The 26,962-nt window shown below is 26.5% G+C and carries 40 protein-coding genes and 1 pseudogene; 19 read left to right on the forward strand and 22 right to left on the reverse strand.

Annotation, left to right across the window (positions count from 1 at the left end; all coding sequences use genetic code 4):
* The first annotated feature begins 28 nt into the window (after window positions 1-28).
* A complete protein-coding gene (locus NL276_RS02915) occupies window positions 29-1,051 on the forward strand; it encodes a hypothetical protein (protein ID WP_253301097.1) in 1,023 nt (340 codons plus the stop codon).
* Between the two features lie 78 nt (window positions 1,052-1,129).
* Entirely contained in the window at window positions 1,130-1,630 is a 501-nt protein-coding gene (locus NL276_RS02920) for a lipoprotein (RefSeq protein ID WP_253301098.1), read from the forward strand.
* 14 nt (window positions 1,631-1,644) lie between these two features.
* Here NL276_RS02920 and NL276_RS02925 read toward each other — a convergent pair whose 3' ends face one another.
* The 12 genes from NL276_RS02925 to NL276_RS02980 all read right to left on the reverse strand — a co-directional run bounded on the left by NL276_RS02925 (window position 1,645) and on the right by NL276_RS02980 (window position 10,742).
* Complete coding sequence (locus tag NL276_RS02925; protein WP_253301099.1) at window positions 1,645-3,834, reverse strand: hypothetical protein; 2,190 nt, start codon at window positions 3,832-3,834, stop codon at window positions 1,645-1,647.
* The gene (locus tag NL276_RS02930) at window positions 3,834-4,490 is read right to left on the reverse strand and encodes a hypothetical protein (RefSeq protein ID WP_253301100.1); all 657 of its coding nucleotides are present in this window, start codon (window positions 4,488-4,490) and stop codon (window positions 3,834-3,836) included. The genes NL276_RS02925 and NL276_RS02930 overlap by 1 nt, the downstream gene beginning before the upstream one ends.
* A 6-nt stretch (window positions 4,491-4,496) precedes the next feature.
* Window positions 4,497-5,087 (reverse strand): hypothetical protein, encoded by a 591-nt coding sequence (locus NL276_RS02935; RefSeq protein WP_253301101.1) that lies wholly within the window; start codon window positions 5,085-5,087, stop codon window positions 4,497-4,499.
* A gap of 13 nt (window positions 5,088-5,100) precedes the next feature.
* Complete coding sequence (locus NL276_RS02940; protein WP_253301102.1) at window positions 5,101-5,370, reverse strand: hypothetical protein; 270 nt, start codon at window positions 5,368-5,370, stop codon at window positions 5,101-5,103.
* Between the two features lie 15 nt (window positions 5,371-5,385).
* On the reverse strand, window positions 5,386-6,279 hold the full coding sequence (locus NL276_RS02945) for a hypothetical protein (protein WP_253301103.1): 894 nt from the start codon (window positions 6,277-6,279) through the stop codon (window positions 5,386-5,388).
* Window positions 6,280-6,291: 12 nt separating this feature from the next.
* Window positions 6,292-7,134 carry a hypothetical protein gene (locus NL276_RS02950; protein WP_253301104.1) on the reverse strand — a complete coding sequence of 281 codons (843 nt, stop codon included), beginning with the start codon at window positions 7,132-7,134 and terminating at the stop codon, window positions 6,292-6,294.
* Between the two features lie 421 nt (window positions 7,135-7,555).
* Window positions 7,556-7,894 (reverse strand): hypothetical protein, encoded by a 339-nt coding sequence (locus tag NL276_RS02955; RefSeq protein WP_253301105.1) that lies wholly within the window; start codon window positions 7,892-7,894, stop codon window positions 7,556-7,558.
* 35 nt (window positions 7,895-7,929) lie between these two features.
* Entirely contained in the window at window positions 7,930-9,159 is a 1,230-nt protein-coding gene (locus NL276_RS02960) for a hypothetical protein (protein ID WP_253301106.1), read from the reverse strand.
* 17 nt (window positions 9,160-9,176) lie between these two features.
* A complete protein-coding gene (locus NL276_RS02965) occupies window positions 9,177-9,632 on the reverse strand; it encodes a hypothetical protein (protein ID WP_253301107.1) in 456 nt (151 codons plus the stop codon).
* Window positions 9,633-9,644: 12 nt separating this feature from the next.
* A complete protein-coding gene (locus tag NL276_RS02970) occupies window positions 9,645-10,031 on the reverse strand; it encodes a hypothetical protein (RefSeq protein WP_253301108.1) in 387 nt (128 codons plus the stop codon).
* Complete coding sequence (locus NL276_RS02975) at window positions 10,012-10,503, reverse strand: hypothetical protein (RefSeq protein ID WP_253301109.1); 492 nt, start codon at window positions 10,501-10,503, stop codon at window positions 10,012-10,014. The genes NL276_RS02970 and NL276_RS02975 overlap by 20 nt, the downstream gene beginning before the upstream one ends.
* Complete coding sequence (locus NL276_RS02980) at window positions 10,458-10,742, reverse strand: hypothetical protein (RefSeq protein ID WP_253301110.1); 285 nt, start codon at window positions 10,740-10,742, stop codon at window positions 10,458-10,460. The genes NL276_RS02975 and NL276_RS02980 overlap by 46 nt, the downstream gene beginning before the upstream one ends.
* Before the next feature lie 1,485 nt (window positions 10,743-12,227).
* Between NL276_RS02980 and NL276_RS02985 the strand changes: the two genes are divergently transcribed.
* The 6 genes from NL276_RS02985 to NL276_RS03010 all read left to right on the forward strand — a co-directional run bounded on the left by NL276_RS02985 (window position 12,228) and on the right by NL276_RS03010 (window position 15,209).
* Window positions 12,228-12,545 (forward strand): ricin-type beta-trefoil lectin domain protein, encoded by a 318-nt coding sequence (locus tag NL276_RS02985; RefSeq protein WP_253301111.1) that lies wholly within the window; start codon window positions 12,228-12,230, stop codon window positions 12,543-12,545.
* A gap of 366 nt (window positions 12,546-12,911) precedes the next feature.
* Complete coding sequence (locus NL276_RS02990; RefSeq protein ID WP_253301112.1) at window positions 12,912-13,100, forward strand: hypothetical protein; 189 nt, start codon at window positions 12,912-12,914, stop codon at window positions 13,098-13,100.
* A gap of 109 nt (window positions 13,101-13,209) precedes the next feature.
* A complete protein-coding gene (locus NL276_RS02995) occupies window positions 13,210-13,800 on the forward strand; it encodes a recombinase RecT (RefSeq protein WP_253301113.1) in 591 nt (196 codons plus the stop codon).
* Between the two features lie 665 nt (window positions 13,801-14,465).
* A complete protein-coding gene (locus tag NL276_RS03000) occupies window positions 14,466-14,774 on the forward strand; it encodes a DNA methyltransferase (RefSeq protein WP_253301114.1) in 309 nt (102 codons plus the stop codon).
* A 101-nt stretch (window positions 14,775-14,875) separates the two neighbouring features.
* A complete protein-coding gene (locus tag NL276_RS03005) occupies window positions 14,876-15,049 on the forward strand; it encodes a hypothetical protein (RefSeq protein WP_253301115.1) in 174 nt (57 codons plus the stop codon).
* A 1-nt stretch (window position 15,050) separates the two neighbouring features.
* The gene (locus NL276_RS03010) at window positions 15,051-15,209 is read left to right on the forward strand and encodes a hypothetical protein (protein WP_253301116.1); all 159 of its coding nucleotides are present in this window, start codon (window positions 15,051-15,053) and stop codon (window positions 15,207-15,209) included.
* Between the two features lie 77 nt (window positions 15,210-15,286).
* Here NL276_RS03010 and NL276_RS03015 read toward each other — a convergent pair whose 3' ends face one another.
* The 10 genes and pseudogenes from NL276_RS03015 to NL276_RS03055 all read right to left on the reverse strand — a co-directional run bounded on the left by NL276_RS03015 (window position 15,287) and on the right by NL276_RS03055 (window position 19,044).
* Entirely contained in the window at window positions 15,287-15,838 is a 552-nt protein-coding gene (locus tag NL276_RS03015; RefSeq protein WP_253301039.1) for a DDE-type integrase/transposase/recombinase, read from the reverse strand.
* Window positions 15,839-15,850: 12 nt separating this feature from the next.
* Window positions 15,851-16,171, reverse strand: a pseudogene (locus NL276_RS05195) (IS3 family transposase); the annotation flags it as partial.
* Complete coding sequence (locus NL276_RS03020) at window positions 16,138-16,401, reverse strand: transposase family protein (RefSeq protein ID WP_253301010.1); 264 nt, start codon at window positions 16,399-16,401, stop codon at window positions 16,138-16,140. The gene NL276_RS03020 and the pseudogene NL276_RS05195, both read right to left, overlap by 34 nt.
* 76 nt (window positions 16,402-16,477) lie before the next feature.
* Window positions 16,478-16,657, reverse strand: a complete 180-nt coding sequence (locus NL276_RS03025) for a hypothetical protein (RefSeq protein ID WP_253301117.1) — start codon at window positions 16,655-16,657, stop codon at window positions 16,478-16,480.
* Window position 16,658: 1 nt separating this feature from the next.
* Window positions 16,659-16,898 (reverse strand): hypothetical protein, encoded by a 240-nt coding sequence (locus NL276_RS03030; RefSeq protein WP_253301118.1) that lies wholly within the window; start codon window positions 16,896-16,898, stop codon window positions 16,659-16,661.
* A gap of 57 nt (window positions 16,899-16,955) precedes the next feature.
* The gene (locus NL276_RS03035; protein WP_253301119.1) at window positions 16,956-17,120 is read right to left on the reverse strand and encodes a hypothetical protein; all 165 of its coding nucleotides are present in this window, start codon (window positions 17,118-17,120) and stop codon (window positions 16,956-16,958) included.
* A 108-nt stretch (window positions 17,121-17,228) separates the two neighbouring features.
* A complete protein-coding gene (locus tag NL276_RS03040; protein WP_253301120.1) occupies window positions 17,229-18,026 on the reverse strand; it encodes a recombinase RecT in 798 nt (265 codons plus the stop codon).
* A gap of 1 nt (window position 18,027) precedes the next feature.
* A complete protein-coding gene (locus tag NL276_RS03045; protein ID WP_253301121.1) occupies window positions 18,028-18,729 on the reverse strand; it encodes a hypothetical protein in 702 nt (233 codons plus the stop codon).
* A gap of 2 nt (window positions 18,730-18,731) precedes the next feature.
* The gene (locus NL276_RS03050; RefSeq protein ID WP_158676135.1) at window positions 18,732-18,869 is read right to left on the reverse strand and encodes a hypothetical protein; all 138 of its coding nucleotides are present in this window, start codon (window positions 18,867-18,869) and stop codon (window positions 18,732-18,734) included.
* A gap of 1 nt (window position 18,870) precedes the next feature.
* Window positions 18,871-19,044 (reverse strand): hypothetical protein, encoded by a 174-nt coding sequence (locus NL276_RS03055; RefSeq protein WP_253301122.1) that lies wholly within the window; start codon window positions 19,042-19,044, stop codon window positions 18,871-18,873.
* A gap of 891 nt (window positions 19,045-19,935) precedes the next feature.
* On the opposite strand from NL276_RS03055, the gene NL276_RS05325 reads away from it, so the two are divergent.
* From NL276_RS05325 to NL276_RS03105, 11 genes are all read left to right on the forward strand, one after another.
* Window positions 19,936-20,031 carry a hypothetical protein gene (locus tag NL276_RS05325; RefSeq protein ID WP_440531307.1) on the forward strand — a complete coding sequence of 32 codons (96 nt, stop codon included), beginning with the start codon at window positions 19,936-19,938 and terminating at the stop codon, window positions 20,029-20,031.
* Window positions 20,032-20,156: 125 nt separating this feature from the next.
* Entirely contained in the window at window positions 20,157-20,438 is a 282-nt protein-coding gene (locus tag NL276_RS03065) for a DUF871 domain-containing protein (protein ID WP_253301123.1), read from the forward strand.
* A 107-nt stretch (window positions 20,439-20,545) separates the two neighbouring features.
* Complete coding sequence (upp, locus tag NL276_RS03070) at window positions 20,546-21,169, forward strand: uracil phosphoribosyltransferase (protein ID WP_305879825.1); 624 nt, start codon at window positions 20,546-20,548, stop codon at window positions 21,167-21,169.
* A 49-nt stretch (window positions 21,170-21,218) separates the two neighbouring features.
* Window positions 21,219-21,599: an MG406 family protein gene (locus NL276_RS05200; protein ID WP_370281053.1), complete on the forward strand. Its 381-nt coding sequence runs from the start codon at window positions 21,219-21,221 to the stop codon at window positions 21,597-21,599.
* On the forward strand, window positions 21,589-22,410 hold the full coding sequence (locus tag NL276_RS03075) for a F0F1 ATP synthase subunit A (protein ID WP_253301124.1): 822 nt from the start codon (window positions 21,589-21,591) through the stop codon (window positions 22,408-22,410). Before NL276_RS05200 ends, NL276_RS03075 begins: the two co-directional genes overlap by 11 nt.
* A 51-nt stretch (window positions 22,411-22,461) precedes the next feature.
* Complete coding sequence (atpE, locus tag NL276_RS03080) at window positions 22,462-22,755, forward strand: ATP synthase F0 subunit C (RefSeq protein WP_253301125.1); 294 nt, start codon at window positions 22,462-22,464, stop codon at window positions 22,753-22,755.
* 49 nt (window positions 22,756-22,804) lie between these two features.
* Window positions 22,805-23,332 carry a F0F1 ATP synthase subunit B gene (atpF, locus tag NL276_RS03085; RefSeq protein WP_253301126.1) on the forward strand — a complete coding sequence of 176 codons (528 nt, stop codon included), beginning with the start codon at window positions 22,805-22,807 and terminating at the stop codon, window positions 23,330-23,332.
* A 6-nt stretch (window positions 23,333-23,338) separates the two neighbouring features.
* On the forward strand, window positions 23,339-23,884 hold the full coding sequence (locus tag NL276_RS03090) for a F0F1 ATP synthase subunit delta (RefSeq protein ID WP_253301127.1): 546 nt from the start codon (window positions 23,339-23,341) through the stop codon (window positions 23,882-23,884).
* 17 nt (window positions 23,885-23,901) lie between these two features.
* Window positions 23,902-25,473, forward strand: coding sequence for a F0F1 ATP synthase subunit alpha (gene atpA / locus NL276_RS03095; protein WP_253301128.1), 1,572 nt, complete (start codon window positions 23,902-23,904; stop codon window positions 25,471-25,473).
* Between the two features lie 15 nt (window positions 25,474-25,488).
* Entirely contained in the window at window positions 25,489-26,346 is an 858-nt protein-coding gene (gene atpG, locus NL276_RS03100; RefSeq protein ID WP_253301129.1) for an ATP synthase F1 subunit gamma, read from the forward strand.
* A gap of 15 nt (window positions 26,347-26,361) precedes the next feature.
* Window positions 26,362-26,962: F0F1 ATP synthase subunit beta (locus NL276_RS03105; protein ID WP_502202929.1), on the forward strand; the 601-nt coding region annotated here is incomplete at its 3' end.

The following is a 26,962-nucleotide window of genomic DNA, read 5'->3' on the forward strand; positions in this document are numbered from 1 at the left end:
ATAAAATAAAGAAAGGAAATTATACAAAATGAAAAAACTTTTAAGTTTATTAAGTATATTAACTATTAGTGGAACTACTGCACCAACAACAATTGCCGCTAGTTCTTATCAAAAAGAAGAAACTATAAAAAATGGTAATATTAATTATTCACAAAGCAATAATTTAGAAATTTTAAATAGAAATAAAAGAAATAATAATGAATTAAATATACAATTATTTGATACCTTAGAACATATAGCTAGAAATAGAATTATTCAACAAGAACCTATGTGATGCGGGCCAGCAACAGGAGAACTTGCGTTAAGAATTTTAGGTTTAAATTATTGACCCCAAACAAGAGTAAATAATAGAAATTATCAACAACTACTTTCTACTCCAAATAATATGAATACAAGTTCATCAATAGGTACTTCTCCCCAAAATTGAGTGCGTGCTATAAATGGAGTTATTAATGGCAATAATTTAAATAATAGACGTCAATACTCAATAACTGATTGAACCAGGGGATATTTTAATAGTAATGAGTTTGCAACACTGGTTAGAAATAGTTTAGAAAACAATGTACCTGTTGCATTAGCTTCTACTGGTAGGTTACCTCAATATCAAGGAGAACGTAATCGCTTTTATCTAATTACTGGCATTAGAGAAGACAATGATCTTAATTCTTTATCAAGATACAGCTATCAATATTTTGATCCGGCCAATGGAGACTTTAGAACAATTAGAGAAGGAAATATGTATACTTTATTCGGAATAGGTGATATTGATTATAGAAGAAATATGCAGAATGCTGAAACTGAATTTTTAAGACAGGGATATTCTAGAGAAGAATTAAATAGACGAGGTTTTACAATTAATGATTCAAATAATCCTAATAATTATTATAATTATATAATTTCTTATAATCCAAATACTTCATTAGAAACTCAAATTCAAAGACCAAATCAAACAGAACCAATGGATTTTTCTGGTCAAACTTGTGGATATTTTCAAGATTGTGATGCCTATTTAACGCATAACATTTATTCAAAAAATAAACACAAACATTAATATATATTAATAAATAATTTATGTTTTTATTTTATAATTAGTTAACATTATGCAATTTACAAAAAAGGTTATTTTAAAATGAAAAAAATATTAAGTCTTTTGGGAACAATTACTTTAATAGGAACAAGTACAACAAGTTTAGTTGCTTGTAATAAACCACAAGAATATACAAAAGAAGAATTAACAAAATTAAAAGAAAAAAATAAAATAAATACAAAAGATGGTATTTTAGAATGAATAGCAGCACAAGAAATACCTTTTAATCAAGTTGATAATAAATATTATTTTGTTATATGACGTAATGATAATAGTGGTGATTGAAAAATTAGTAAATTTAAAAATAATATAAAATTGAATGTTGGCGAGACATATACTATTAACGAGAGCTTATATTTATTCAATGGAAATTTCGCTGCTGATTTAAAAATTGATTTACAAGTTATTTTAAAAAACGGAGTTCCACTTGGGTGATTTTTTGATAGGGATAGTGCTTTTTTAAAATCTGTTTATCGTTGAAATAAAGATAATGAGCCAAATGTAGATGTTGAAAATAAATTAAAAAGTTATTTAGATTTATAAATCTAAATAACTTTTTATATTTCTAATTTAATTAATGATAATTTTTCATTATTTTTATTAAGTAATTGTAAATTATTAATATTAATTTGTTCTTTTTCTGTAAAAATTGTAATATCATAATTTCCATCGCCCCATATACCCGATATTTCAATTTTATTTAAAGCAAATAGTTTTTTGTCATAATTTATTTTAATATTATCTTCAACTAAATCTTTAGTCATACCCACTCAAACTGCTTTAGAATAAAGTAATCTATATCATTGTGAAAAGTAATTTAAATATTTTTTTATTTTATCATTAGATACAATTAAATTAGTTAAGTACTTGCCATATTCTCCATCTGATAATTTAATTTCAGCAGGAATAAGGGAAGGTATATTATTTGTTTCCAATTCATTTGTTATTGATAATCAATTAAAATAATTGGCTTCTAATTGATAAATAGGGTTTTCTGAAATATCTTTGTTTTTAACAGTTACTTTAATTTCATAATTGTTATTAATATTATTTTGATTTTTTAAATTTCAATCTGTAATTTGTCCTGTTTTTGAATCAATAACTGGTGTATTTGTTTCGCTATCTTTATTTCAACGATAAACAGATTTTAAAAAAGCACTATCCCTATCAAAAAATCACCCAAGTGGAACTCCGTTTTTTAAAATAACTTGTAAATCAATTTTTAAATCAGCAGCGAAATTTCCATTGAATAAATATAAGCTCTCGTTAATAGTATATGTCTCGCCAACATTCAATTTTATATTATTTTTAAATTTACTAATTTTTCAATCACCACTATTATCATTACGTCATATAACAAAATAATATTTATTATCAACTTGATTAAAAGGTATTTCATTTGCATAAACTTGATTTCAATAATTTATAGGCGGGGTCGGGCCGCCAGCAAAATTAAAATATGATGAATTTAATAACACTTGACAATCTTTAAATTCTCAATATCCATCTTCTATTTTATTGGGGATTGAAATTAATTCAAAATAATAAGGAGCAATTAATTTAACATCATCATCATAACCTTTATTAATGGCGTATTTACTATATGTATAATTTGATAACATATAGATAATTTGTTTAAATCTTTTGACAACATTTTCATTAATAGATGTTGAATTATCTAATTTTCAGTTTTCAAATAAACCATCAATGACATCTTCGGGTTTTTGTCCTTTGAATTTTTGGCGTAATTCTGCCGCTATATTAGTAGGGTTACCTTTTTCATCATATTTTGCCCCTTGAAATTTACGATCATAATTATAACGATATGTTAGATAATTTAATAAAATAATATTTAATTCTTTAACATCTAATAAACCTAATATATCTTTTCCTTGAATATAGTTTTTGGCAACACTTCATGGTAAAAAACTTTCGGTAAATCAATACTGAAACACTCTTAAATTATGTTCTGTTTCTATTGGCATTGATAACAAAGGAACCAAACTAGCATTTTCAATATTTGATGATGGATAAGAATAAACACCATTCACATTTCCTCAGCACTTAATATTTCCAAATAACATTGATTTAGGATATTTAATTTCAATACCAGTAAATACAGTATTTTCGGGTAATGATTTTTGTAATACTAAATGAATACTATTTTGATTTTTTCACTTGAAATCAGTTATTTTAACTAAATGAGTGTATTTAATAATGTCAACACCGCCAGGTGAATAAGGGCGTTTATATTCTTCAATAATATAACATTCATTTTTGTTGTCTTCACTAATTGGTTCATTAATAGACACTATTTTTAAATCATAAGATTCTAAAAATAATCTGTCTTGTTTTGAAATATCATTAATTAAAATATCTTTTTCATCAATCATTACATAACTTGTGCTATTATCTTGAATTGTGGTATTTTGTTGTATTTGTAATTTAAAATTAAAGTCACTAATTTCATAACCAGTTATTTTAATATATTCATCTTTGTCAATAAAACCGATTTTAACGCTATTTTGCGAGTAATTTAAGGTAGGTTTTTGCTTTGTCTTAACAAGATTATTAATTTTATAAATATATAAGGTTCTTGCGCGGTCTTCTGTAAATAATTGTTCTAAATTAGGGTCGCTGTACTGCGATTGATTAGCAAAATCTAATGGAATACTATCGATTGAATAGTCAATTGGTTCATCATTTTCTGATAATTGTGCTAACATTTTTTCAGATGGTTTTAACATTATTCTTGTTCTCCTTCTTCATTAGGCATATTGATAATAGTTTCGTTGTTTTTTAATTGTCTGTTTAAAGTAGCATTTACTGGTAAGCGAACATCAACAACTAACTCGTCAATATTTTTAATATTGAATGTTCTACTGTTTAAAATCGCATTATCATATTTAATTAACTTAATAATAAATTCAGTTAATTTAATTTCTCTAATATATATCATTTGTTCGTATGATGCGTTTGTTTGAATATTTACACCAGCAACTTCGGCTTGCGTTTGTTGTGCTCCTTTAGCAATTGCAGGAACATGATGGCGATTTATTTTATAGTAATTAGTTAATAATCAATCATATATTTTGGTTAATTTCTCACCCTTAAAATTACCAGCAATATAGTCTACTGGTTGAAAATTACTATCGGGGTCACCTTCAACTAATAACAAGTCATTTTCAATAAATGAAGCCAACATTTTACTAATTTCTTGGTCAACAACACCAGTCACGCCGTTAGTATTAATGGTAAATTTACCACCATTTAATAAGGGGTCTAACATTATCTTTTCAGCAATAATATCTAAAATACTAGCAAATTGTTTACCATAACGAGCAGAAGGTTCAAAATTAGGATTATTAGGAATAATTTCAATTGGAATAAAATTAAGTGGCAATATTTCTTATCTTTGCAATGTTGTATAGTTATTTCATTTAGCATCATCAATATATAAGTCGGTAATAGTACTGTATAATCGTGTTTTTAACTTTCTAATAACTTTTACTTGTTTAGTTACATAATCAATTTCTAATTTTTCAGTAATAAAAATACTCTGGTTATTTTTAAGATAAGGGTCATAATCAAAAGTACAAGATACTAAATTACCTAATTCATCATATTGGTCATTGTAAAAATCAATGGTAATAAAATTTAGTTTTGAATTATTAGCAAAAATAAAATATGCACCTTTACCATTCCTATTAATTTTATATTCGTTATATCAATTTTTATTAGTAAAGTCTTGCATTTTTAAAAAGTTATTAATTAATTTAGTATCTAATTTTTGATTAGTAAGTGGATTATAAATGCTAATTTCTAAATCTCGTGGATTTAAAAAATTAGCATTATCTTCACAAATTCTTTTTTCTAAAATTTCATTATGTTTTTGAACAGTAACATTTTTGCGATTAGTAATCGTTGATGCTAAATTAAGATAATAACTATCAATATCATAGCTTTTCTTTAATTTCTTTTTGGCTGATAACAATCCCATTTATATCACCTCTTTATTTTGTATCTTCTTTTTTAATAACATCTTCAATACTATCTTGTTTTTGTTGTTTGTTATGAGTTTTGATAAATCTAATAGTTTCAATAATTAAAACAATAATTCCAGACCCGATAAGCATTGCTGAAACAATAACATACGCTGGTCAAGAAATACCTAATGTTTTTTCTCCGATAAAACAAATAATAATTCCTGCGATAAAAAACAATGATGAAACTCCAAAGATTTTCAAAAACATAATTACATCTTTAACTTCTACTTTTGGCACAAAATCATCTCCTTTCTAACTTACTTTTTTTCTTTGAATATGTAATATTGACATATTATAGGGTGAATTATTTAATCACATAAGAACATTCCCGTTTTTTTTAATAAATAAAGTAATTTGAGAATTCGAATGAATATCTTCACTATAATTTTTAAAAGTTTCTACCATTAATATCGGATATTGTTCAATATTAGCTCAAATTTTATAAACATATTTTGACTTATCAAAATTCTTAATTTTATATTCCGAAATACTATTAGATACAAAATCACTAGTATCAACAACTTCTCAATCCGAGAAACCTTGTATAACAATTAATTTTTTTAATTCATCTGATATTTCTTCTTTTATTTTTACAAGTTTATCATCTTTAATTTTTTCTATAACAACCATATCTAGTAATGCATCAACTTCTAATTGGGTATAATATGCTTCTAAATCTATCATTGTTAAATCAATACCTTCTTTTTGAAAAGTACGAAACATTTTCTTTAAAGTTGTTAAATTAGCCAATGATTTTGCATAGGTAGGCAATAGACCTTGTCATGTTGCCATGGGGTCATTTTGTGAAGAATAATTAATATTACCAATAATCATATTTGCCGAAGTAAAAAACTCAATTGGAATACGGTTAAATGTTCAATGTTCAATGGTAATAAACACCATATTAATACAAATTTTCTTTAATAACGGGTCTTTAAATGTTTCAAATTTTAGTTTTGAAAATGGATAGTTTAAGTAAGAATTAATCATATTTTGGGCTCTTAAAGCAAATGTTTTAAATCATAATTCTACATCACCTTTAAAGAACTTATTATAACGAACTGGAACTTGTGTAATTTTACCTGTCATTGGAATAAAATTATTATAATTTTCCAAAGTAACATTTTGTCATAATTCATTTAACATTTAATCATCTCCTTATCATTTACTTTTTTTAGAATATATTTTATTTAAAATAAACTTTTTACTATTTAATAGTGTTTTTGTTTTAATTGTTTTGTTTAAATCTTGTTTTGTTCTTATTTGTTTGTATGTTTGAAATGCTAGCCCATTACCCAATAAACTAGTAACCGCACTATCTTCTAGCGTATTTAACAATTTATCTTTATTAGTAAAATTATTTTTAAATTGTTCTTGCAACTTTAATACCTTAGCAATTGAACGATATATTTTAAAACTATCTTTTACTACTTGTTGATAAGCAACTGGGGCAAAAGAAACTAAATTAAACAAACTGGTTTTTTTAAATCCCCAACCAATAAACCATTCGCTGTTCATATAAAATTTGAATGGTTCAGGAGCTAAAACAAATTGTTCTGCTTTGATTAAAGTTGTCATAACAACAATTGGAGCATATTTAGGATTTTTATAATATATTGTTAAAGCAATTTCATCCGCAACTGATAAAGGAACAATTTTAACTGCTAGAAAAACATCAGAACCATACGCAAAAGGTAATAATTGTCCTTTTTGAATAGCTTTAGTTTCATACTTAGATAATATTTTTTTAGTTTTATCGGTAATTTTACTAATTACTTTTTGTTTAATTGTAATTATTTGTTTTTCAATGGGGGTTAATAATTTTTTAGTTACTTTTTGAATATAAAAATTTGGGTTTAAATAATTTAAGACTTTATTTAATTTAATTGGCGTTTGATGCAAAATGTTTAATAATTTATTATTATATATTTTACTGCTACGCATTAAATTAGCATTTAACAAGACGTTTTTACCAACACCTTTTTTATGAAGATTGGCCATAATGTTATATCATTCATTAGTACTAATTTTGCTTATTTTATTAATATTTAATCCATATTCAGATAACCATTTATTAGCATTTTTTTCATTTACGCGTGGTATTTTTTGAACTAATGTAGGACTTATTTTTTGAATATTTTTTTCAATTTCTAATAAATTATTAATTGTTTCTAAATTAGAAACTTTAAAACCTTTATAAAAATCATTTCGCGCTAATTTTCCAATAGTATATAATTAATAAAGTCTTATTATTAGCCTGTTTTGTAAAATCAAATATTAAATCAGATAAAATCTTTTTATCCGTAAATTGTTTTACAACATCTTCTAAATATTATTAGCAGTTATTACACCTAATTTTTCAAGTAGTTTAGTTTCTTTTGCTAATTTTAAAATTCTAGTTGTTCGAGCAGCACGCGTTAATTTACCAATACCGCCAATTGCTGGTAAACAAATTTAAGGCAGTACTTTTTGCAGTTACTTCTGATGTTAATTTATCGTATATTTGATTTACAGCAAAATCGGTTGCTGTTTCTACTCCAAATGAGATAAATGCTGCAGCAAAATTAGATAATCCTGCTCCTAATCCAATAGCAGAAGCAATTCCCCCTGTCAAAATAGATAAACCCAGAGCTAAAACTTGTATTCCTAAAAATTTTAATAATTGTAAACCAAAACTTTTTTCTTGTTGTTGAATGGACAATCTAGTTGGTGTTTTTTTAACAGGATAAATCAGAGCAGTTTTACTTGTTCCAATTGGCATATTTTATAAAACGAAAAAGTACTATTTTTTAGTACTTAAGTGTTTTTAATTACAACATCAATCGGATTTGTTTGACCAGTAGCGCTGTTTTTTCCTTCAATTTGAACAGCAACAGTTTTATTGTTTGTAATATCAATCGGTCAATCTTCACCTTTGTTTTCAATAAAGTAATCAAAATCATTTTCAGTTAAAGAACTATCTACTGTTTTAACTGCTTTTAAAACAATATCTTTAAATTGTGGTTTTAATTGTTCGGATGTTGTTTGTGTTGGATCTGTAACATGAATAGTTGGTTTGTCTAATTTATTAATTTTACTAATATCAATTTTTGCAACAATATGTTTAATAATTCCCTTAGCTTCAACTACTGCTCCACCTAAATATAAAACCCTTTCCATAATCAAAGTATTACCCATACCAGTACCTAATGCAGCAGCGCCAACCCTTAATGGGGTGTGGTGGTCTTTTTTGCGTAAAATAAGAGGGTCGTATTTCTTGCTAAACTTAAAGGCAATTGCATTAACGCCATCGGGTAATAAACTAATTGTTCCTTCCGAACCATCTTTATTAATAATTGGTAATTTTTTTGGAACCATATAGTATGTTGTTCCTTCAACAGTTTTCATTGCTCCGCTTGTTGTTATTACACTATTTATTTGGTCGTTTGCTCCAAGTTGTAACTGTAATTTATTACGAATGCCACGAATAAAATCAGCCGAACCCAAGACAACTGTTTCTGACGGGGTAAAGCCATTTTCATATATTTTATCCATAATTTCATCATGAATTTGTAAAGCATTTTTATCATCTGCTTTTTGCCCTTGAATAGTTGTAACTTTTTCTTTATTAATAATTTCTAAAATTTTATTGCGTTTATAAGCAACTTCAGTATCCATTGCTTGTTCAATATCTGCAGCTCAAAGATTGGGATTAAAATCACTTTCTACAGGGTCTAATTTACGAGCAAAAGTTAAAATTGTATCTAATTCAACTGTTCCATCTTCAAATTTTACTTCAGTGTAGTTTAAAAGACTATCGTCAGTATTAAATACTTGTTCATCTTTTCCTAAACCTTGGTTATATTTAATATTTTTCTTTCTTTTATATGTTAAACCAAATTTATTGGCTTCTTTTCATGCAAATAATGCCTCTCAACTAAATTTTTGTTGATAAGTTTGTAAATATCATTGTTCAAATGTTTCACGATCATTTTTTGTTGCTTGGTTAACAATATCACCAAATATTCTTTGTGGGTTTTGTGCCATAATTTATTTCCTTCTTTCTATTTATTAAATACATTGTCTGTATCTAAAATATTAGTTTCTTTATTTTCTGTTTTTGGTACACCACCAGTATTAACAGTTTGTACTTTAATTAATTCATCGTAAACACTTTGTAAGTGTGTTTTAATGACATCAATATCATCATTAATATCATAAGATTTTAATAAGACGTTTTTAAATTCTTCATTATCAGTTAAAGAATTATTAAAATTATTAATTTCAATTTGTTTTAATTGCAGGGTTTGTTGTTCTAATTGTGAAATTAATTCAGTGTTTTTTGTTTGTAATTCGTTGATTTGATGATTGCTATTTTCTAAATTACTTGCATTAAATTCTTCAACTTCAGCAGTATTTTCTAAAATAATTTCAGAAGTTTTAATGTCAAAACTACCATCTTCATTTTTAATAGGCTCATTATTTTTATCAATAAGAACATATTTTACATTTTTTATCATTTCTTTATCTCCTTATTTTTTAATATTTGTTCTTTTTCTAATTGCTTTTTGGATAATTTCAAAACTATCAACTCGAAAAGATAAAAAGTAGCGTTTATTTTTTAAATTTAGTTGATTAAATACGGAGCCTTTAATTTTTATCTCATCATCTTTTTTTAATTTCAAAAACGCAGATACAACCGACGGATTATAAATTGATAATGTTGAATAATTTAATCCTTCTCATTGACATTTAGCAGAGCAAGCATCAACTTCAACACCACCAGCAACCAAAGCCTTAATTTTAGTTTTAATTGGGTTTTCATGTAATCTAACAGTTAATTCTAATTTGTTAACTCTTTTATTTTTTGTTTTACTGATAGCTGTTTTTTTAGGTAAATTACTTTTTGTTTGTGCCATTTTTATCAACTCCTTTTGTTAAAAAATATTGTAAATGTTTTCATGCATCGTGTTCATGCTCTGACATTTTAATATTTCCTTTATAAATATAATTTTTCTTAACAACGGGCGATTGTAAAACATATTTTAAATTAAATAGATATTTACATAAAACCTTTAAACCACCGATTAATTTAGGAGTAGATAGTGGGTTTGTTATTTTTAATCCCTTACGCAGTTGATAATCTTCGATTATTACAAGAACTTTATTTAAATAAGAACAAGTTTTATTTTTAAATTCATTTAATATTAAATAGATATTATTTATTGCTTCTTCTTCATTTTTAGAATGAAAGGTAATATTATTAATTATTTTCTTTTGTAAAACATTATAAATAATAATACCAGTTTGTCCACTTCCAGCGGGGTCAATTGCAATAATATATTTTAATTTATTTGTTTTATTTTTTTCTCAATTTGTAATATTTTTCAACCATCCGCAGCCAAATCTAAAATATCATTAATTTTGTAATGTTGCATATAAGAAGCAACAACATCTCATTTATCTGCAAATAAATTTAAATACATTTTTGCTCACTCTAAACACTGTAAATCATAATGATTTTTATGGTGGGAAATACGACAATTAACAGGTTGACAATTAACTCAATCAAATGATGTTGTTATTTCATTTCAAGTTTTATTGATATATTTACTTTTATATTCTTGCATAATATTTATTCCTTTCTTTTTATTTATTTTTTAAATAAACAGAAAATTCCTTTGTTGGTTAATGTTTTGATATTTAGTAAATAATGTATTGTATTTTAGTATTTATTTATTTCGCCGCCCGCTTCACTTTGGGGGTGAGCGGGGGCGGTAGAATATTTAGAAATAGTTTACCCCCCTACGGAAGTAAAAAAGTTTACCAAGTTATTAATTACGCTTCATCCATCCCTAGACAACTTTATATAAAGAAAATAACCTTTTGGAGCTCCAACCCTTTTGTTTTTTTAGTGTCCGATATTGTTTTTTTCGGTTTAACAGCACTCTTTTTATGAAAACAAGCAAAAAACACGTGCTCTGACATTTCGCAAGTGATTAATCTTGCCGAGAATTAAAGAAATAAATAGGAGTAAATCCATTCGCTTTCACACTTTCTTTAAAGCTTCGCGCCATAGATGAGTTGTTCATCTTTAAGCATCAAAATATTAAGTTTTGGTATTGCATTATTCATCGGATAATACCTTTATTTGAAAGGAAATTTATAAAAATATCGTTTATTTTGTGTAGGGAAAACAGAACTTAATCTGTTTTTATAATAAAAATTCTAAATTTAAAGATACTATCCGATGAATAATGCAAATAATTTATGTTTTTTAATAGAAAAATAAAAAAACACTTTATTTTTCATAAAGTGTTGCATTTGGTTTACAATATACAAAACTTTAGCACTATTTAGTTGACTTTGCTAACAACTATGATAAGATATAAATATTAAATTATCAGACAAAGAGTGAGAGTGCCAAAAGAAAAGGGTACTTTATGGAATTTGCACAACAATATGAGCCAGAAAAGGTCGCATGTAAAAGATTGGGGTATGAAAATATCCAAAGAAATTGAATAAGAATAATAAATTAAACCATTTACTAAAATGGTTTTTTTTATTTGTAAAACCAAAATTATTAATTAATTGATCCAGAGAAAGGATAGCATCTTAAATATTTCTAATAAAAACTTTATAACAACTTTTTGATACCCTCTTTAAGTTGTTTACACATTTATAAATATCTCAGAAATCTTTACAAAATGTCTTCTGTTTTTTCTCATCATTTAAGGTGTTGTCCTTTCTCTGTTTCAGTTAATTATTTTATTAAATAAAACTTAATATTTTATAAATTAGGCGTTCTAGCCCAACGGTAATCAGTCCGGAAATAATAGACGCTTTAACAAGCGATAGTAGTGATAAGTCCAAGGTTAATATCGAACGACAATAAAAAATAGAGATAGTGACTTTATAAATAAATTTGCGTATAGCATTAGGCTCTTCAAGATGCAAGTAGATTTATTTTAAAAACTGAACGCTTTGACCTGAAATGGTGCGGAAGAAGAGAGAGAAAACTCTCTGGCTCCCAACTATAAAAACAACTACACTTTGTAGTTGTTTTATCTTAATTATCATAATTAACATTTTTAAATAAGATAGGATGAAATATAATGGGAAAAATAAATAATGCAAAAATAGGAACATTTGAATATATGTATTTTGATGAAACAGGTCTTAGAAAAAAGATTTGAAATGCAAAATATAGTGATGAATTTATTATTAATTGTCTAAAAGAATATTATTTTAGTAATTTAACCAGTATGAAAATAGAAGAAAAATATAATTTACCTAATGGAACTGTTAGAGATTTAAATTCAAGATTTAAATATGGTAAAAGTTATCGTTTTTATTGTGAGGGTGGAATTTGTGATCAATTAAAAGAAATAATAAATTTAAAAGATTATATCTGTCTCGATTTAGATAGATAGACCAAACAAAAATAAATATACTGGTAAATATAATCAAATTAAAAATATGTATTTACAAGGATATAAATATAAATAAATAACTAAAAAATTAGCTGTACACGACTCTACTATTGCACATGTTATTAAAAGATTTAATTTACCCAGAAGAAGACCTGAATATCATACATTAGATTTTATGTGGTAATTTATTATGAAAAAGTTAAATAAAAAAACTATTAATAAATTAAATCAATTAATTCTTAAAAGTTATGCAGTCTCATTTGAAGATATGACTGATGAAAATTGAGCATTAGGAAAAAAGAATTAGGAGGAATTAAATTATGAATAAGAAGATAACAATATTAAATGACAAGGAGATGAATAATAATGATGAATTTAAAAGATTTATTAAATGAAATGTTTGATAATTATCCAGATTGTTATAAAGATTATGGTTTAGCAATTATGGATCGTTATGAAATTGAAGTTGCAAAGAAAAAATCAACTCCTGAAGAAATTGATAATCAATTAATTGGTATTAAAGGTATAAAAATTAAAATTAAAGGAGATAAATAACATGGTAAATGAATTACAACAATATATTAAAGGTGCCGTTATTAAATATGAGTTAAAAGTTAATGATAAATATTTAAAATAAAATATTCTTGCTCTTGAAGAATTAAAAATGAAAAATGGACAAAATTATATGTCATTAGTTTCTAATGCAGATAATGAAAAAATTACAGCATTAGGAATTATTAAATTAAGTAATAAAGGATTAATTTTTAGTAAAGATTTTAATATTATTCCATTTAAAAATAAATTAACAACAATTATTGATAGTAAAGTTTATTGTAAAAAAATTGAAGAAGCTGGATATAGTCCAAGAAAAGCAATTATATTTAAAGGCGAAAAATTTGAGTGAGACAGTTTAAATTCTTGTCCTAAAATACATGAAATTAATTTTAATGCTAATAATAGTGATTATAACGAAATAATTGGAGCTTATGCATTTGCAAAAGATAAAAATAATAATTTTCAAGGTATTTTGTTAAGAAAATCAGATGTTGATATATTAAAAGGATCTAGTCCAAGTGGTAATGGTGAATATAGTCCATGAGTTAAATGACCAAAAGAAATGGTTGAAGCTAAATTATATCGTAAATTAGCATTAGAAATGGGAATTGATATTTCTGATATTGATTTAGATGAAAAAGAAATTAAAGAAGATGGGATAGTATTACAAAAGCTTATGTTTTATAAAAAATATAAATAAAATAATTAGATAACTTTTTTCTTACTACCGAAGATGGTAATTTTGATTATATCCCATTTACTGATATTACTGTCGCTAAAAATCAGGGGGCAGTCAGCGATGAACTACCTATTAATAATAATATTATAGTACACCTACTCAATAATTAGCAGAAAAACCATATATTTATAACGATATTAATAATGTAGTAATAGAAGATGATATTTCTAATGTAGTACCGGTTGAAAATAATTTTGATCCTTACGCATGATAACTAACTTAGGCCAATTAATACATGGAGATTCATTAGAAATATTAAAAACTATCCCTAATAAAAGTATTGATTTAATATTAACTGATCCACCCTATTTTTATGAAAGTATAAGAAAAAAACAAAATAATCTTAATGTAAAAAAAGATACTCCTATTGGAAAAGCAATAGTTAAAAATGCCATCGGTTTAGTTGAAATTAAATCTATTGAAAATATTAAATATGAAGAATATTTAAACGAATTTAAGAGAATTACAAAATATATGAATTGTTTAATTTGACTAAATATTGAACAAATAGATCAATATCTTCCTGTTATTCGTAAAAATAAATGAAGATGATATTTATTAAAATGAATTAAAACTAACCCTATTCCAAGAAATAATCCATATTATGAAGATACTGAATATTGCTTATGAATTTTGAATCAGGAGCTAAATATACTAGGTCTTATGAAAATTGCAAAACTACTTATTTTTATCCTATTGGACAAGATGGTAATATTGATCATCCAACAGTTAAACCATTAGAAATGATTAAAGAACAATTATTTAAACATTCTCAGCCGGGTGATATTGTATTAGATTGTTTTCTAGGAAGTGGTACAACTGCAGTAGCTTGTGAACAATTAAATCGACGTTGAATTGGTATGGAAATTAACGAAAAATATTATAAATTAGCAAAGGAGCGATTAAAATATGTCCAACCTAGTTTATTTGATTAAAATAAAATGTGATCAATGTCATAAAAATATTAATAGTGGAAATATCGCTGCTAAAAATAATAAAGTAATGCATTATCTATGTTATAAAAGGTTATTTAAAAATGAAATCAAAAAAATATCAAGTTGTAATTAGAAATATTAATGTTTATCTTAACAAAGAACAAGAAAAAATATGAAATGAATTACCTAGTCTATACACACATAGCCAACGAGTACAGCATTTTATAAATTATTATATTGTCAATGAAAGTAAAAAAGATAATGAAAATGGTTAAAATGAATAATTATATTTTATGTTATCGTTCTGAAAAAGGTAATAGACCATGTAAAACTCTACTTGGTGAATATATAACTGGTACTGATGTTGAAGATATAAATATTAATTCAACTGAATATTGAGAATATTTATTACTTACATACGGAAAAAAAACTTAATTATATTAAATAAAAAATAACCTTAATTGGTTATTTAGACTGCACCCATTTTAGTAAGTACTAATAAAAAGTATTTACTATTTTTTTATTATATCTTTTTCTTTACGATTTGAATATCATGTATTTCATTTTATAACATCTTGTATATATTCTTCATGTGAATTATATATTTTATTATGGATTGTAGCTTTCTTAAGTAATGAATGAAAACTTTCTATAACAATATTATCTGCACAGTGGTAATTTTTCCCCATTGAAATTATAATACCGTTAGATACACATTTATCGAGATAAATAGCGGATGTGTATTGATATCCGTGGTCTGAATGAATTATTATTCCATTCAGATCTTTTTTTATTAATTTTATTTTATTAATTGCATCATTTAAATTATCTATTACTAATTTATTGTCATTATATTTAGATCACTTTACATCAACTATTTCTTTAGTATATCCATCAATAATTGTTGATTGATAATATTTTTCTCTTTTTCAAATTAAATATGTTACATCAGTATATAGCACTGAAAACCTTGTTTTTATATCATTGAATTTACGATTAATTAAATCAGGATATTGCAATAAACTTTTTTCTTTATTCTGTTTATATTTCATTTTTCTTCTCATTTTTCTTACATATTCAGGTTGTATTTGATTATAACGCATAATCCTTAAAACTTTTTTTGAATTATATTTTATATCATAATCTTCTTTTAAATATTTAGTAATTCTTCGATATCCAAATTGTTTTAAATTTTCTTCATAGACTTTTACAATATCATTTATTGCTTCTTTATCTTTTTTGCTACTGTCATAATTTTTATATTTATCTCAATAACTACGTTTTAACCCCGTTACTTCTAATAATAATTTTATTGAATATTCATGACAATTTTGTTTAATAAAAGAGACGATTCTTAGTTTGCTTAATTGTAAAAGTCATGGAGCTTTTTTAATAATTCATACCTTGTTTTATAATATTCTAAATCTCTTTTACCAAAAGAGATTTTAGGTCCTTTATGATTGTTTAATTTTCCTTTTTTATGATTTGCTCATCAAGATTCTACTGTATTTGCATTTAGATTATATTGTTTTGCTACTACTCAACAACTTTTTTGTTTAATTTCCTCAATGATTTTTGTTCTAAATTCTGATGTATATTTGTTATATTTTTGACCTTTTCTTGCCATATAAAATGCACCTCCTTTAAAAGTTTAGCAAAGTCTTTTTTTACTTTACTTACTTTTTGGGGTGCACTCTAATTTTTTATTTTTCTTTATTATGTTTTATATAAAAATTGATAAGATGTTCTATTCGTTGTGAATAAGTATTAAAATTTAATTCATTTCAAACTTGTTCTTCATTTTCATTTAAGTAAATATTAACATTCCGAATTTTACAAGAATAATATTTTCCTGTTTTTTGATTATATGATTTTTTTACCACATTAAACCTCATAATTAGCGATAATAATGGCATCTCGTAAATGGTTACTTATTTTTTTATTATTATATTTTCAACCTTTACCATATTGATAGGTTAAATTATTATCTTTTTCATATTCTCACATACAACTATCATTATATTTACTTAAATTTTCTATATTTTTAACAACTGATTTAGTATATTTTGGTGATACTCAATTAATATTTGATAATTTTTCTGTTTTATACTTAATTGCTCCCATAAGTTTTAATAAATTATCTCTATCTTTACTTGCATTAGAACTTGTATATAAACAATCTTAAATATTAATAATTGCATCTGATCTTAACTCATCTAAAATAATATCGGTTTGTGCAATTCAATCACGATGTTTATATTCCGATTTATTAATTAATTTATTATCTTTAAAAACAGCAATAGCAGTAGTCCCTGTTCCTGATGGATCAATACCCATTTTTATCAAGTGGCTCAGTCCTCATCGTTGTTATTATTAACTACTGGTATTACATTTGAGATATCTTCTTCTTTAACTACATTATTATCTGTCACTTCTTCACTTGGTTCGGATAAATTAATTATTTAATATGTTTTCATTACTAATTTGGCCCTTATTTATGCTTATATTGCTGTCATTATCAATATAAATTTTTTCATCATTAGTTGTAATAACTGCTTGGTATGATTTATAAGCTTGTTGTAATTCAACAGACATAATACCTCATTTTCTTAATAAAGATGTTAATACTGTTTTTAATGCCATTTCATCAAAAGTAGCAATATAAAATGATTTATTTTTAGCATAAGTTTTAGAATATTTCATAAAATGATTTTCCATTTGTTCTTTTGTCATATATAAAGTTTTTTCAAAACCATTAACCATTTTAAAATATGATACATAACCTATAATTGGTAATTTTTCTCTTTCATCTTCATTTTGAATTCAATTAAAAGTAGTACCTTTTAAACGATCATAATTTACTAATTCACCAGTTCTAACATCTGATACTGACATATCTAGATATTGACCGCTTCTTTGTGATAATTGAATATAACCTTTATAACCCATTTGAAATTGTGCTTGATTAATTAATTCTTGTACTTCACGACCATTAATAATTCTTGTTATTTTAGTATTATATGGAACGACATAAGCATAGCCAAATTGTTTTTCCATTGGTAAGTTTAATAAAACACCCCAATAACAAGCAGTCATAATTGTTTTTGGATCTGCTTTTTGTAATAATTCATTACTATTTGATATTGAAACTATATTACTTTTAAATCTTGCAATTTCATTTTCATTAGAAAATTTACTTTTTATTCAATCAGTTGCCTTATCTGTTCTTAAAAATTCAACAATATTTGCCATATTACTTTTCTCCTTTATTTATTTTAAAATTAATGCCTTTAACCCCAATTAAATTAATATTTTTATTACTATCTCATTGTTCTTTAATTTCATTTTTTACAATTTGTTCATCAACAATTAAATAATTTTTAATTAAATTAATAAGTTCTAATTTATCAGCATTTTGTAAAAAATCATCATTAATACCTAATATTTCAATATCTTTAATTAATAATTTATCTTTACGAAAATTACTAGTAATAATTTTTAATTCTTGTTCTTGTTTTGCTACACTTTTAATTTCTAAAAATTGTTCTTTTTTATGAGTTTCAATAATTTCATTTTGTTTTTGAAATTGAATATTAATGACACTACTTTTTAAAGAATCATGATTATTCTTAATGTTATTTTCTAAATTTAAAATATCTTTTCTAATAAAATTTAATTCATCTTTAAAAGATTTTATTAATTCTAATGGTTCTCTAAAAATATAATCAATTTTTGAAACTACTAATTTTAAATCTTTTAGTGATTGTGATTTATATTCTCCATTTATTAATCAAGCTTGTTGTCGATATATAAATTCTGCTAATTCTTGTCCATTTTCATCAATTCATTTTTTAATTGTTAATGCTTTTAAACTTAATTCTTTAAAATTATTTCCTTTTAAATAAAATGGATAAGTAATATTTTTAACTTCATTATTTAATTTTAAATCTGCCATAATTAAATTTCCTCTAATTCCATTTCATTAATTAAATTATCAATATATTCATATGCATTATCTTCTGAATGACATTCTTCTAATGCCATATTAAATAAATCTTCTTCAGTATAAACATAACCATTTTCATCTTTTCACATATTATTTATCTCCTTGTCATGTAATACTGTTATCTTCTAAATCAATAATAGTTGTTAATCATTCTTGTTGATTTTCAACATTAGCGGTAATTTTTGCTTCTTTTAATGTATAAAAGAATTCTGTTTTTAAATCACCATATTTACTTTTTATTACTAATAAATATTTTTTATTCATAATTTAATTCCTCCTATTTTTAACTCGCTGGCACTCACTTCTAAGTGAAAGTGCCAAAGCGAGAATTAGTCATATAAGTATTTGTCTATTTAATTACTACGCCATCCGCTTCACTGGAGGTGAGCGGTGGCGGTATATTGTTTGTTTAATAATCGACAGTTGTTTTTATAAGGTAATGCCAGAGAATTCTCTCTCTTCATCCGCACCATTTCAGGTCAAAACGTTCAGTTTTTAAAATAAATTCACTTGCACCTTGAAGAGCCTAATGCTGACTTTGTGGTTTTTAAACCACTGTCACTTCTAAGAAGTAATATCTATAGCAAATTTATTTATAAAGTTGCCATCTCAATATTTATTGTCGTTCGATATTAACCTTGGACTTATCACGACTATCGCTTATTAAAGCATCTATTATTTCCGGACTGATTACCGCTGGGCTAGACCGCCTCCCGTGGAATAAAAACACTTAGTTATTTAAAATAACCGTTCCACACTGCATTAAGTTGTAATTTTAATAAATTAATTAACTGAAACAGAGAAAGGACAACACCTTAAATTAGGAGAAAAACAGTTACACTTTGTAAAGATTTCTAAGATATTTATAAATGTGTAAACAACTTAAAGAGGGTATCAGAAAGTTGTGTAAAAAGTTTCTATTTTAAGAATTTAAGATGCTGTCCTTTCTCTGAATCAATTAAATTAATTAATAATTTTGGTTTTACAAATAAAAAAACCACTTTAGTAAATGGTTTAATTTATTATTCTTATTCAATTTCCGAGTTTTTTTCCAAAACCCCAATCTTTTTTATACGACCATTTTCCTTTGTTGCTTTACAACGTTCTGATGCCCAAGGTCCTTGACAACATAATGATAAATTACCAAGTATTGAAATGCACCGGGATTTATCATTAGATTTTCAAATTCGTCATTTTGTTGCCCTGGGTGTTGATGATATTATTGTTTCAACCCAATTTCTAAATGATTAAGAATTGATGATATTAAATAGTATTAATTTAAATAAAATAACATTAAATTTAAAACCATCGATTGAAATTACTCCAGCAGAAAAAAAATTTTAAGTGATCAAAGTGTGCATTTTGTTCGTCCGGATTTGGCAGAATATATGATTAGGAGTACTTTTTCTCGATTAAAATATCATGATCATGATATTCCTCCTCGTCATTTTGAGGGAAAATATTTTGAGAAAGGTGATATTGTCATTTTAAATAATAAGGCACAGAATTATCGCGGAGAATTACAAATTATTAGCAAACAAATGGTAAATGATGGAATTCGAAATTGAGTTGGACAGTTGGACAAAAGTGAATGAAATATTGTTGACTGTTTAATGCCCAATCGTGAGTTTAGTTTTAATTTAGTAAAAAGATCTTAATGACTTGTTAAGGTTTTTTTATTTTTTGTTGTTAATTGTTTATTAAATCTTGGTATCTTTTCTTAATTTATGTTAAAATCTAATAAATTAAGGAGGAAAAATAATTAATGTCATTTACGGTAATAAAACATCCCTTAATTTTAGATAAATTAACAAGGATGCGGAAGAAAGAAAGTAACTCAAAGGTGTTTAAGGAAAATTTAGATGAAATTGCACAATTAATGGCTTATGAAATATTTCGTGAGATTGAATTAAAAGAATTTGAAATTGATACACCAGTAGCAAAAACAAAGGGATATAAAATTGCGAATGATATTGTTTTGTTTCCAATTTTAAGAGCTGGGTTAGGAATGGTTGATGGAATCATCAATTTAGTTCCAAATGCTAAAATTGGTCACATTGGAATGTATCGTGATGAAAAAACACTAGAACCACATGAATATTTTGCTAAAAAACCAGAAAATATTATGAAAGCAAATGTTTTAGTTTTGGATCCAATGTTAGCAACGGGAGGTAGTGCTAATCTTGCGATTCAAAAAGTAAAAGAATGAGGTGCAACAAATATTAAATTAGTATGCTTAGTTGCTGCACCAGAAGGTAAAGGATATATTGAACAACACCATCCTGATATTGATATTTATGTTGCTGCTTTAGATGAATGATTAGATGAACATGGTTATATTATTCCCGGTTTGGGTGACGCAGGAGACCGTATTTTTGGAACTAAATAAAAAAAATAAATTACATTGAAAAAAACATTTTAAAGGTGTAGAATATAAAATGTCAATAATAAGTTTAATTATGTTTTTGGGAATATTTGCGATATTGGCGATTATATATTTGACATTAAAACAAGACTGAACTTTATACTCGGGATTAGTCTTAGGGTATTTGTTTTCTCTTATAGGTTTCTTAATCATTTGCTTTGCGGGATGATTGTTAAGTATAAGTTTAAATAAGTACTTTTTTATCTTATTGTACCTAGTTCGCTTAGTTATTTATGCTATACCAATAGTCATTTATGCTAAGAATACTAGTTTTTTTAGTATATATACGGTAATTGTAGGGATTAGTCTTTGCCCATTATCGTCATTATTTGTTAATATTAAATTTCCAAGTCATAAGCACAGAAAAGAAGGGATAAATGGTGATGAAAGCTAATTTTTATAAACTTTTTGCAATGAATTTGGTTCCTGATCCAAATAAAACTGGAATGGAAGCATGAAGTTATACAATTTTATTACCACAACTAATAACGATAGTATTAACTACTTTTATTATTATGCTTTTATCAATTGGTTATTATAAACGGTTAAAAAAAATTGGTCCAACTGATGTTCCAACAGGCTTAGTCCTTTTTGCTGAAATTGCAATTAAATGAGTTGAAAAACAAGTTGTGGATTTAATGGGACCAAAATATAAATTCTTAACAGTTTATGTTATGTACTTATTATTGTATATTGGCATTGGTAATTTAATGAGTGTTGTTGGATTTGATTCACTTGCAACCGCTTATACAGTACCATTATCAATGGGATTAGTTACTTTTATTGGGATATATTATTTCGGGATTAAATATCAAAAAATGATGTATTTTAAAAAATTTGTTAATCCATTAGAATTATTAACGCAATTTGTGCCGTTAATTTCAATTTCGTTTCGTTTGTTTGGAAACATTTTGGGAGGAACAGTTATTATTGCTTTGTTTACTGCTTTGATGGGCTTTATTTGAGGGCAAATTCCTTATATTGGGCCAGTTGATTTATTAGCGGGAGTATTTTTACCATTCTTAAGCATTTATTTTGATGTTTTTGATGGTTTAATTCAGGCGTATATTTTTTCTATTTTAACAATTGCGTATTGAGCAATGGAAATGCATACGGATGAAGAACCAGATAAAGAAAAAACAATTAAATTAAAAAAACATAAAAAAAGAAAAAATGTTCAAAATGTCCACTTAAATAATGGATAAAAAAGTATTAAAATAAAATTATATATTTTTAAAGAAGAGGAGAATTACAATATGTTAGATTTAATGTCAAATATGATTGGCGTATGATTAATGGCAGGAATTAATGATGGTTTTACCAAAGGAATGTCCTTATTAGGATCGGGGTTGGCTGCGATTGGATGTTGTGGTTCAGGAATTGGACAAGGATACACTGGGGGGAAAGCAGTTGAAGCGATTGCTCGTAATCCAGAAGTTGAGGGGAAAGTTCGTACCCAATATATTATTGCTGCTGCTATTACAGAATCAGGGTCAATTTATGCATTAGTTATTGCAATTATTTTAGCATTTGTTACTGGGGGGGGTTAAGAATTAATAATATTAAAAGAATTTTAAAACAGAAAGGTTTGGATGTCTTATGTTATGATTAATGTCAAAACCAATTGAACCAGCAGAAATTATTAATCAACTATTTCCAAATTTATGAATTTTTATTGCCCATGTTATTGCAACAGTTATTTTACTAATTTTATTATCAAAATGAGTATACAACCCATTCCGTAAGGCAATACGTGCTCGTCGTAATAAAATTCGTGAATTAATTCAAGATGCTGCTGATAAGCAAGCGAAAGCAACAATTGACCAAAAGGAAGCTTCAAAATTATTAACAACAGCAAAAGTAGAAGCTAATGGTATTCTTGTTGACGCTCGTACTGAAGCAGAATCAAAGCGACATCAAGTATTAGAAACAGCAAAAGCGGAAGTAGTTCGTTTAAATGAACAAGCGCATAAAGAAATACAAAAAGAAAAAGAACAATATAAAGATGATATTCGAAAATCGATCATTAATATTGCGTTTAATGCAGCGGAACAATTATTAGAAAAAGAAATCACAAAAGAAAAAAATGAGAAATTAGTTGAAGATTTCATTAAGGATTTAGATTAGAATATTATGTTAGTTAGTGAGAAATTTGTTGATAATTATGCCGCTGCTTTAATGGATTTAGCTGTTGAAACAAAAATACTTGATCATTATTTAGAAGTAAGTAATATGATTGTGGAATTATTTAAACGGAGTCCAGATTATATTAAATTAATGATGAATGCTGATCTTCTTAAAGAAGAACGCAAAAAAATTTTAGCGAAACCATTTCAGAAAGCGGTCGATCCATTAATTCTAAATGCGCTTTTTTTATTAATTGATCGAGAAGCCTTTTGCTATGTACGAAGAATTTTTAAGCGTTTACGAAAAATTATTAATATTAGTTATGATGTTCAATATGGGAATATTTTTTCAACACAGCCATTAACAAAAAAACAAATTGAAACAATTGAAAATAAATTAAGTAAAAAATTTGGATACCATATTGAGTTAGTTAACAAAATTGATCCATCATTACTTGGTGGTGTTTGCGTTAAAATTAAACATGAAATTATTGATGGATCAATTGCTGGACAATTAGAAACAATGCGTCAAAAAGCAATACATAATAAATAGAAGATGGGGTGTAAGAAGTGGCTTTAAATATAAATGAAATTTCTGAAATAATTAAAAAACAGATTAAGGAATATGGAAAGAAAATTGAAATTCATGAAGAAGGAACTGTTGTAACCGTTGGAGATGGAATTGCTTTAATTGATGGACTTGATAATGCGATGATGAGTGAGTTATTAATTTTTCCAAATGAAATTTATGGAATGGTCTTAAACTTAGAAGAAGGAGCCGTTGGTGCTGTTTTAATGGGGGATGACACAACTGTCCGTGAAGGTGACCAAGTTCGTCGTTCGGGAAAAATTGTTGAAACTCCTGTTGGTGCTGTCCTATTAGGACGTGTTGTTAATGCTTTAGGTCAACCAATTGATGGGAAAGGACCGTTGAAAGCAACAAAAACAAGACCAGTTGAAAGAATTGCCCCAGGAGTTATGACCAGAAAATCAGTTGACCAACCAATTGAAACAGGAATTATGACAATTGATGCTATGATTCCAATTGGAAAAGGACAAAGGGAATTAATTATTGGTGATCGTCAGACAGGAAAAACAGCAATTGGAATTGATACAATCTTAAATCAAAAAGGGAAACATGTAAAATGTATTTATGTTGCAATTGGGCAAAAAGCGTCAACTGTTGCTCAAATTGTTGAAAAATTACGTGCGGCAGGAGCAATGGAATATACAACTGTTGTTTCAGCAACAGCAAGTGAATTAGTGCCATTACAATATTTAGCACCTTATACTGGTGTGACAATTGGAGAAGAATGAATGGAATCGGGAGATAATGTTATTATTATTTATGATGATCTTTCCAAACATGCGGTTGCTTATCGAACAATGGCCTTGTTATTGCACCGCCCACCAGGTCGTGAAGCGTATCCGGGGGATGTTTTCTATTTACATAGCCGTTTATTAGAACGAGCAGCACGAGTAACAAAAGAATATGGGGGTGGAAGTATTACAGCCCTGCCAATTGTAGAAACGCAAGCGGGTGACATTTCTGCTTATATTCCAACAAATGTTATTTCAATTACAGATGGTCAAATATTTTTAAATAATGATCAATTTAATGCTGGAATTCGTCCTGCTGTTGATGCTGGATTATCAGTGTCACGGGTAGGGTCAGCTGCACAAATCAAAGCAATGAAACAAGTAGCGGGTTCTTTAAAATTAGAATTAGCACAATATCGCGAATTACAAGCTTTTACACAATTTGGTTCGGATTTAGATGATACAACCAAGGAAGTGTTAGAACACGGAAAACGGGTAATTGAAATTTTAAAACAAAAACAATACGCCTCCCTTTCACAAATTGACCAAGCAATTATTTTATTAGCAGTTAATAAAAAAAGAATTCGTTGAATTCCAGTTGATAAAATTCAGGAATTTAAAGAAGAAATTATTGAACATTTTAATACAAAAGCAAAAGAATGTTATGCTGAATTAGCGAAAGAAAAAGCTTATAGTGAAACTTTAATGGTAAATGTTGATCATGAAATTATTAGTGTTGTGAAAAAAGTTACTAACAAAATTGCTGATTATAATCCAGAACGATTTGGGCGAATTGAAGAATGAAATACACTGGGACGATAAAAAAGGTTATTCAAAATGGCAGTCGGAACAGGTTTGAAAAAACAAATTACTTTAATTAATTCAACTTCAAAAATAACACAAGCGATGAAGTTGGTAGCTACCGCAAAATTAAAAAAAATTGGAAAACGAATTTCAAATGCAAAACCATATTTTGCTGAAGTTTATACAGTTTTTAACGATATTATTAGTAAAGTGGATGATTCAATTTATCAAAAAAAAGACCCAACTAAAGCTAGTATTAAAACTTGTTGAATTGTTGTTAATTCAAATCTTGGTTTGTGTGGTGGTTATAATATTAATATTAATAAATTAGTTTTAAAAGAATTGCGATCAAATGATTGTATTATTGCAATTGGTTCAAAAGCAGAATCATTTTATCTTCATAAAAATTTTAAAATTATGCATACAAGAAAAGAAATTGATATTAATTTTTCTTATGATGATGCTCGTGAATTTGCGCAAGAAATTCTATCTGGTTTCAATAGTAATACTTATGATGAAATTAAAATTGCTTATACAAAATTTATTAACAATGTTACTTTTGAACCAACCATTTTACAATTGTTGCCAATTGTTAAAGAAAGTAGTACAGAAAAAACTAAACATCTCCATGTTATTACTGAATTTGAACCAGATCCAGCAACAATTTTAGAAAATGCAGTACCAATGTATTTAAACACAATTTTATTTTCAACAATTGTTGAGTCGCAAGTTTCTGAACAAGCATCACGAAGAGTAGCAATGGAAAATGCAACCGATAATGCTAACGCAATGTTAGAAAAGTTATCATTATTATATAATCGTAAGCGTCAAGCAGCAATTACTCAAGAAATTACTGAAATTGTTGCCGGAGCAGGCGCACAAGAAAATTAAGAGGTGATTAGAAAAATGGAAAAAAATGGAAAAGTAGTACAGGTATTAGGACCTGTTGTTGATGCGCGGTTTGCCGAAGAATATTTACCCGAATTGTATAATGCGATTATGGTCGATAATAATGGAACTAAATTGGTGTTAGAAGTTGTTCAACATATTGGTGATGATACTGTGCGGACAATTGCGTTAGGACCAACGGAAGGAATGGTGCGGGGAATGGAAGTTATTGATACAAAAGCTCCGATTACGGTTCCTGTTGGTGAAGAAGTATTAGGAAGAATGTTTAACGTGCTTGGTGAGGCAATTGATGAAAAACCACAACCAAAAACAAAACTAATGCGACCAATTCATCGTCAAGCACCGTCTTATGAAGAACAACAAACAACTGCTGAGATTTTAGAAACAGGAATTAAAGTTGTTGATTTATTAGTCCCTTTTGCAAAAGGGGGAAAAATTGGGTTGTTTGGTGGAGCCGGAGTTGGGAAAACTGTTTTAGTGCAAGAGTTAATTAATAATGTTGCCAAAGCACACGGCGGAATTTCTGTATTTGCTGGTGTTGGTGAACGAACTCGTGAAGGTAATGATTTGTATTATGAAATGATTGAAGCTGGTGTTA

It is taken from the genome of Spiroplasma endosymbiont of Phyllotreta cruciferae (assembly GCF_918697755.1).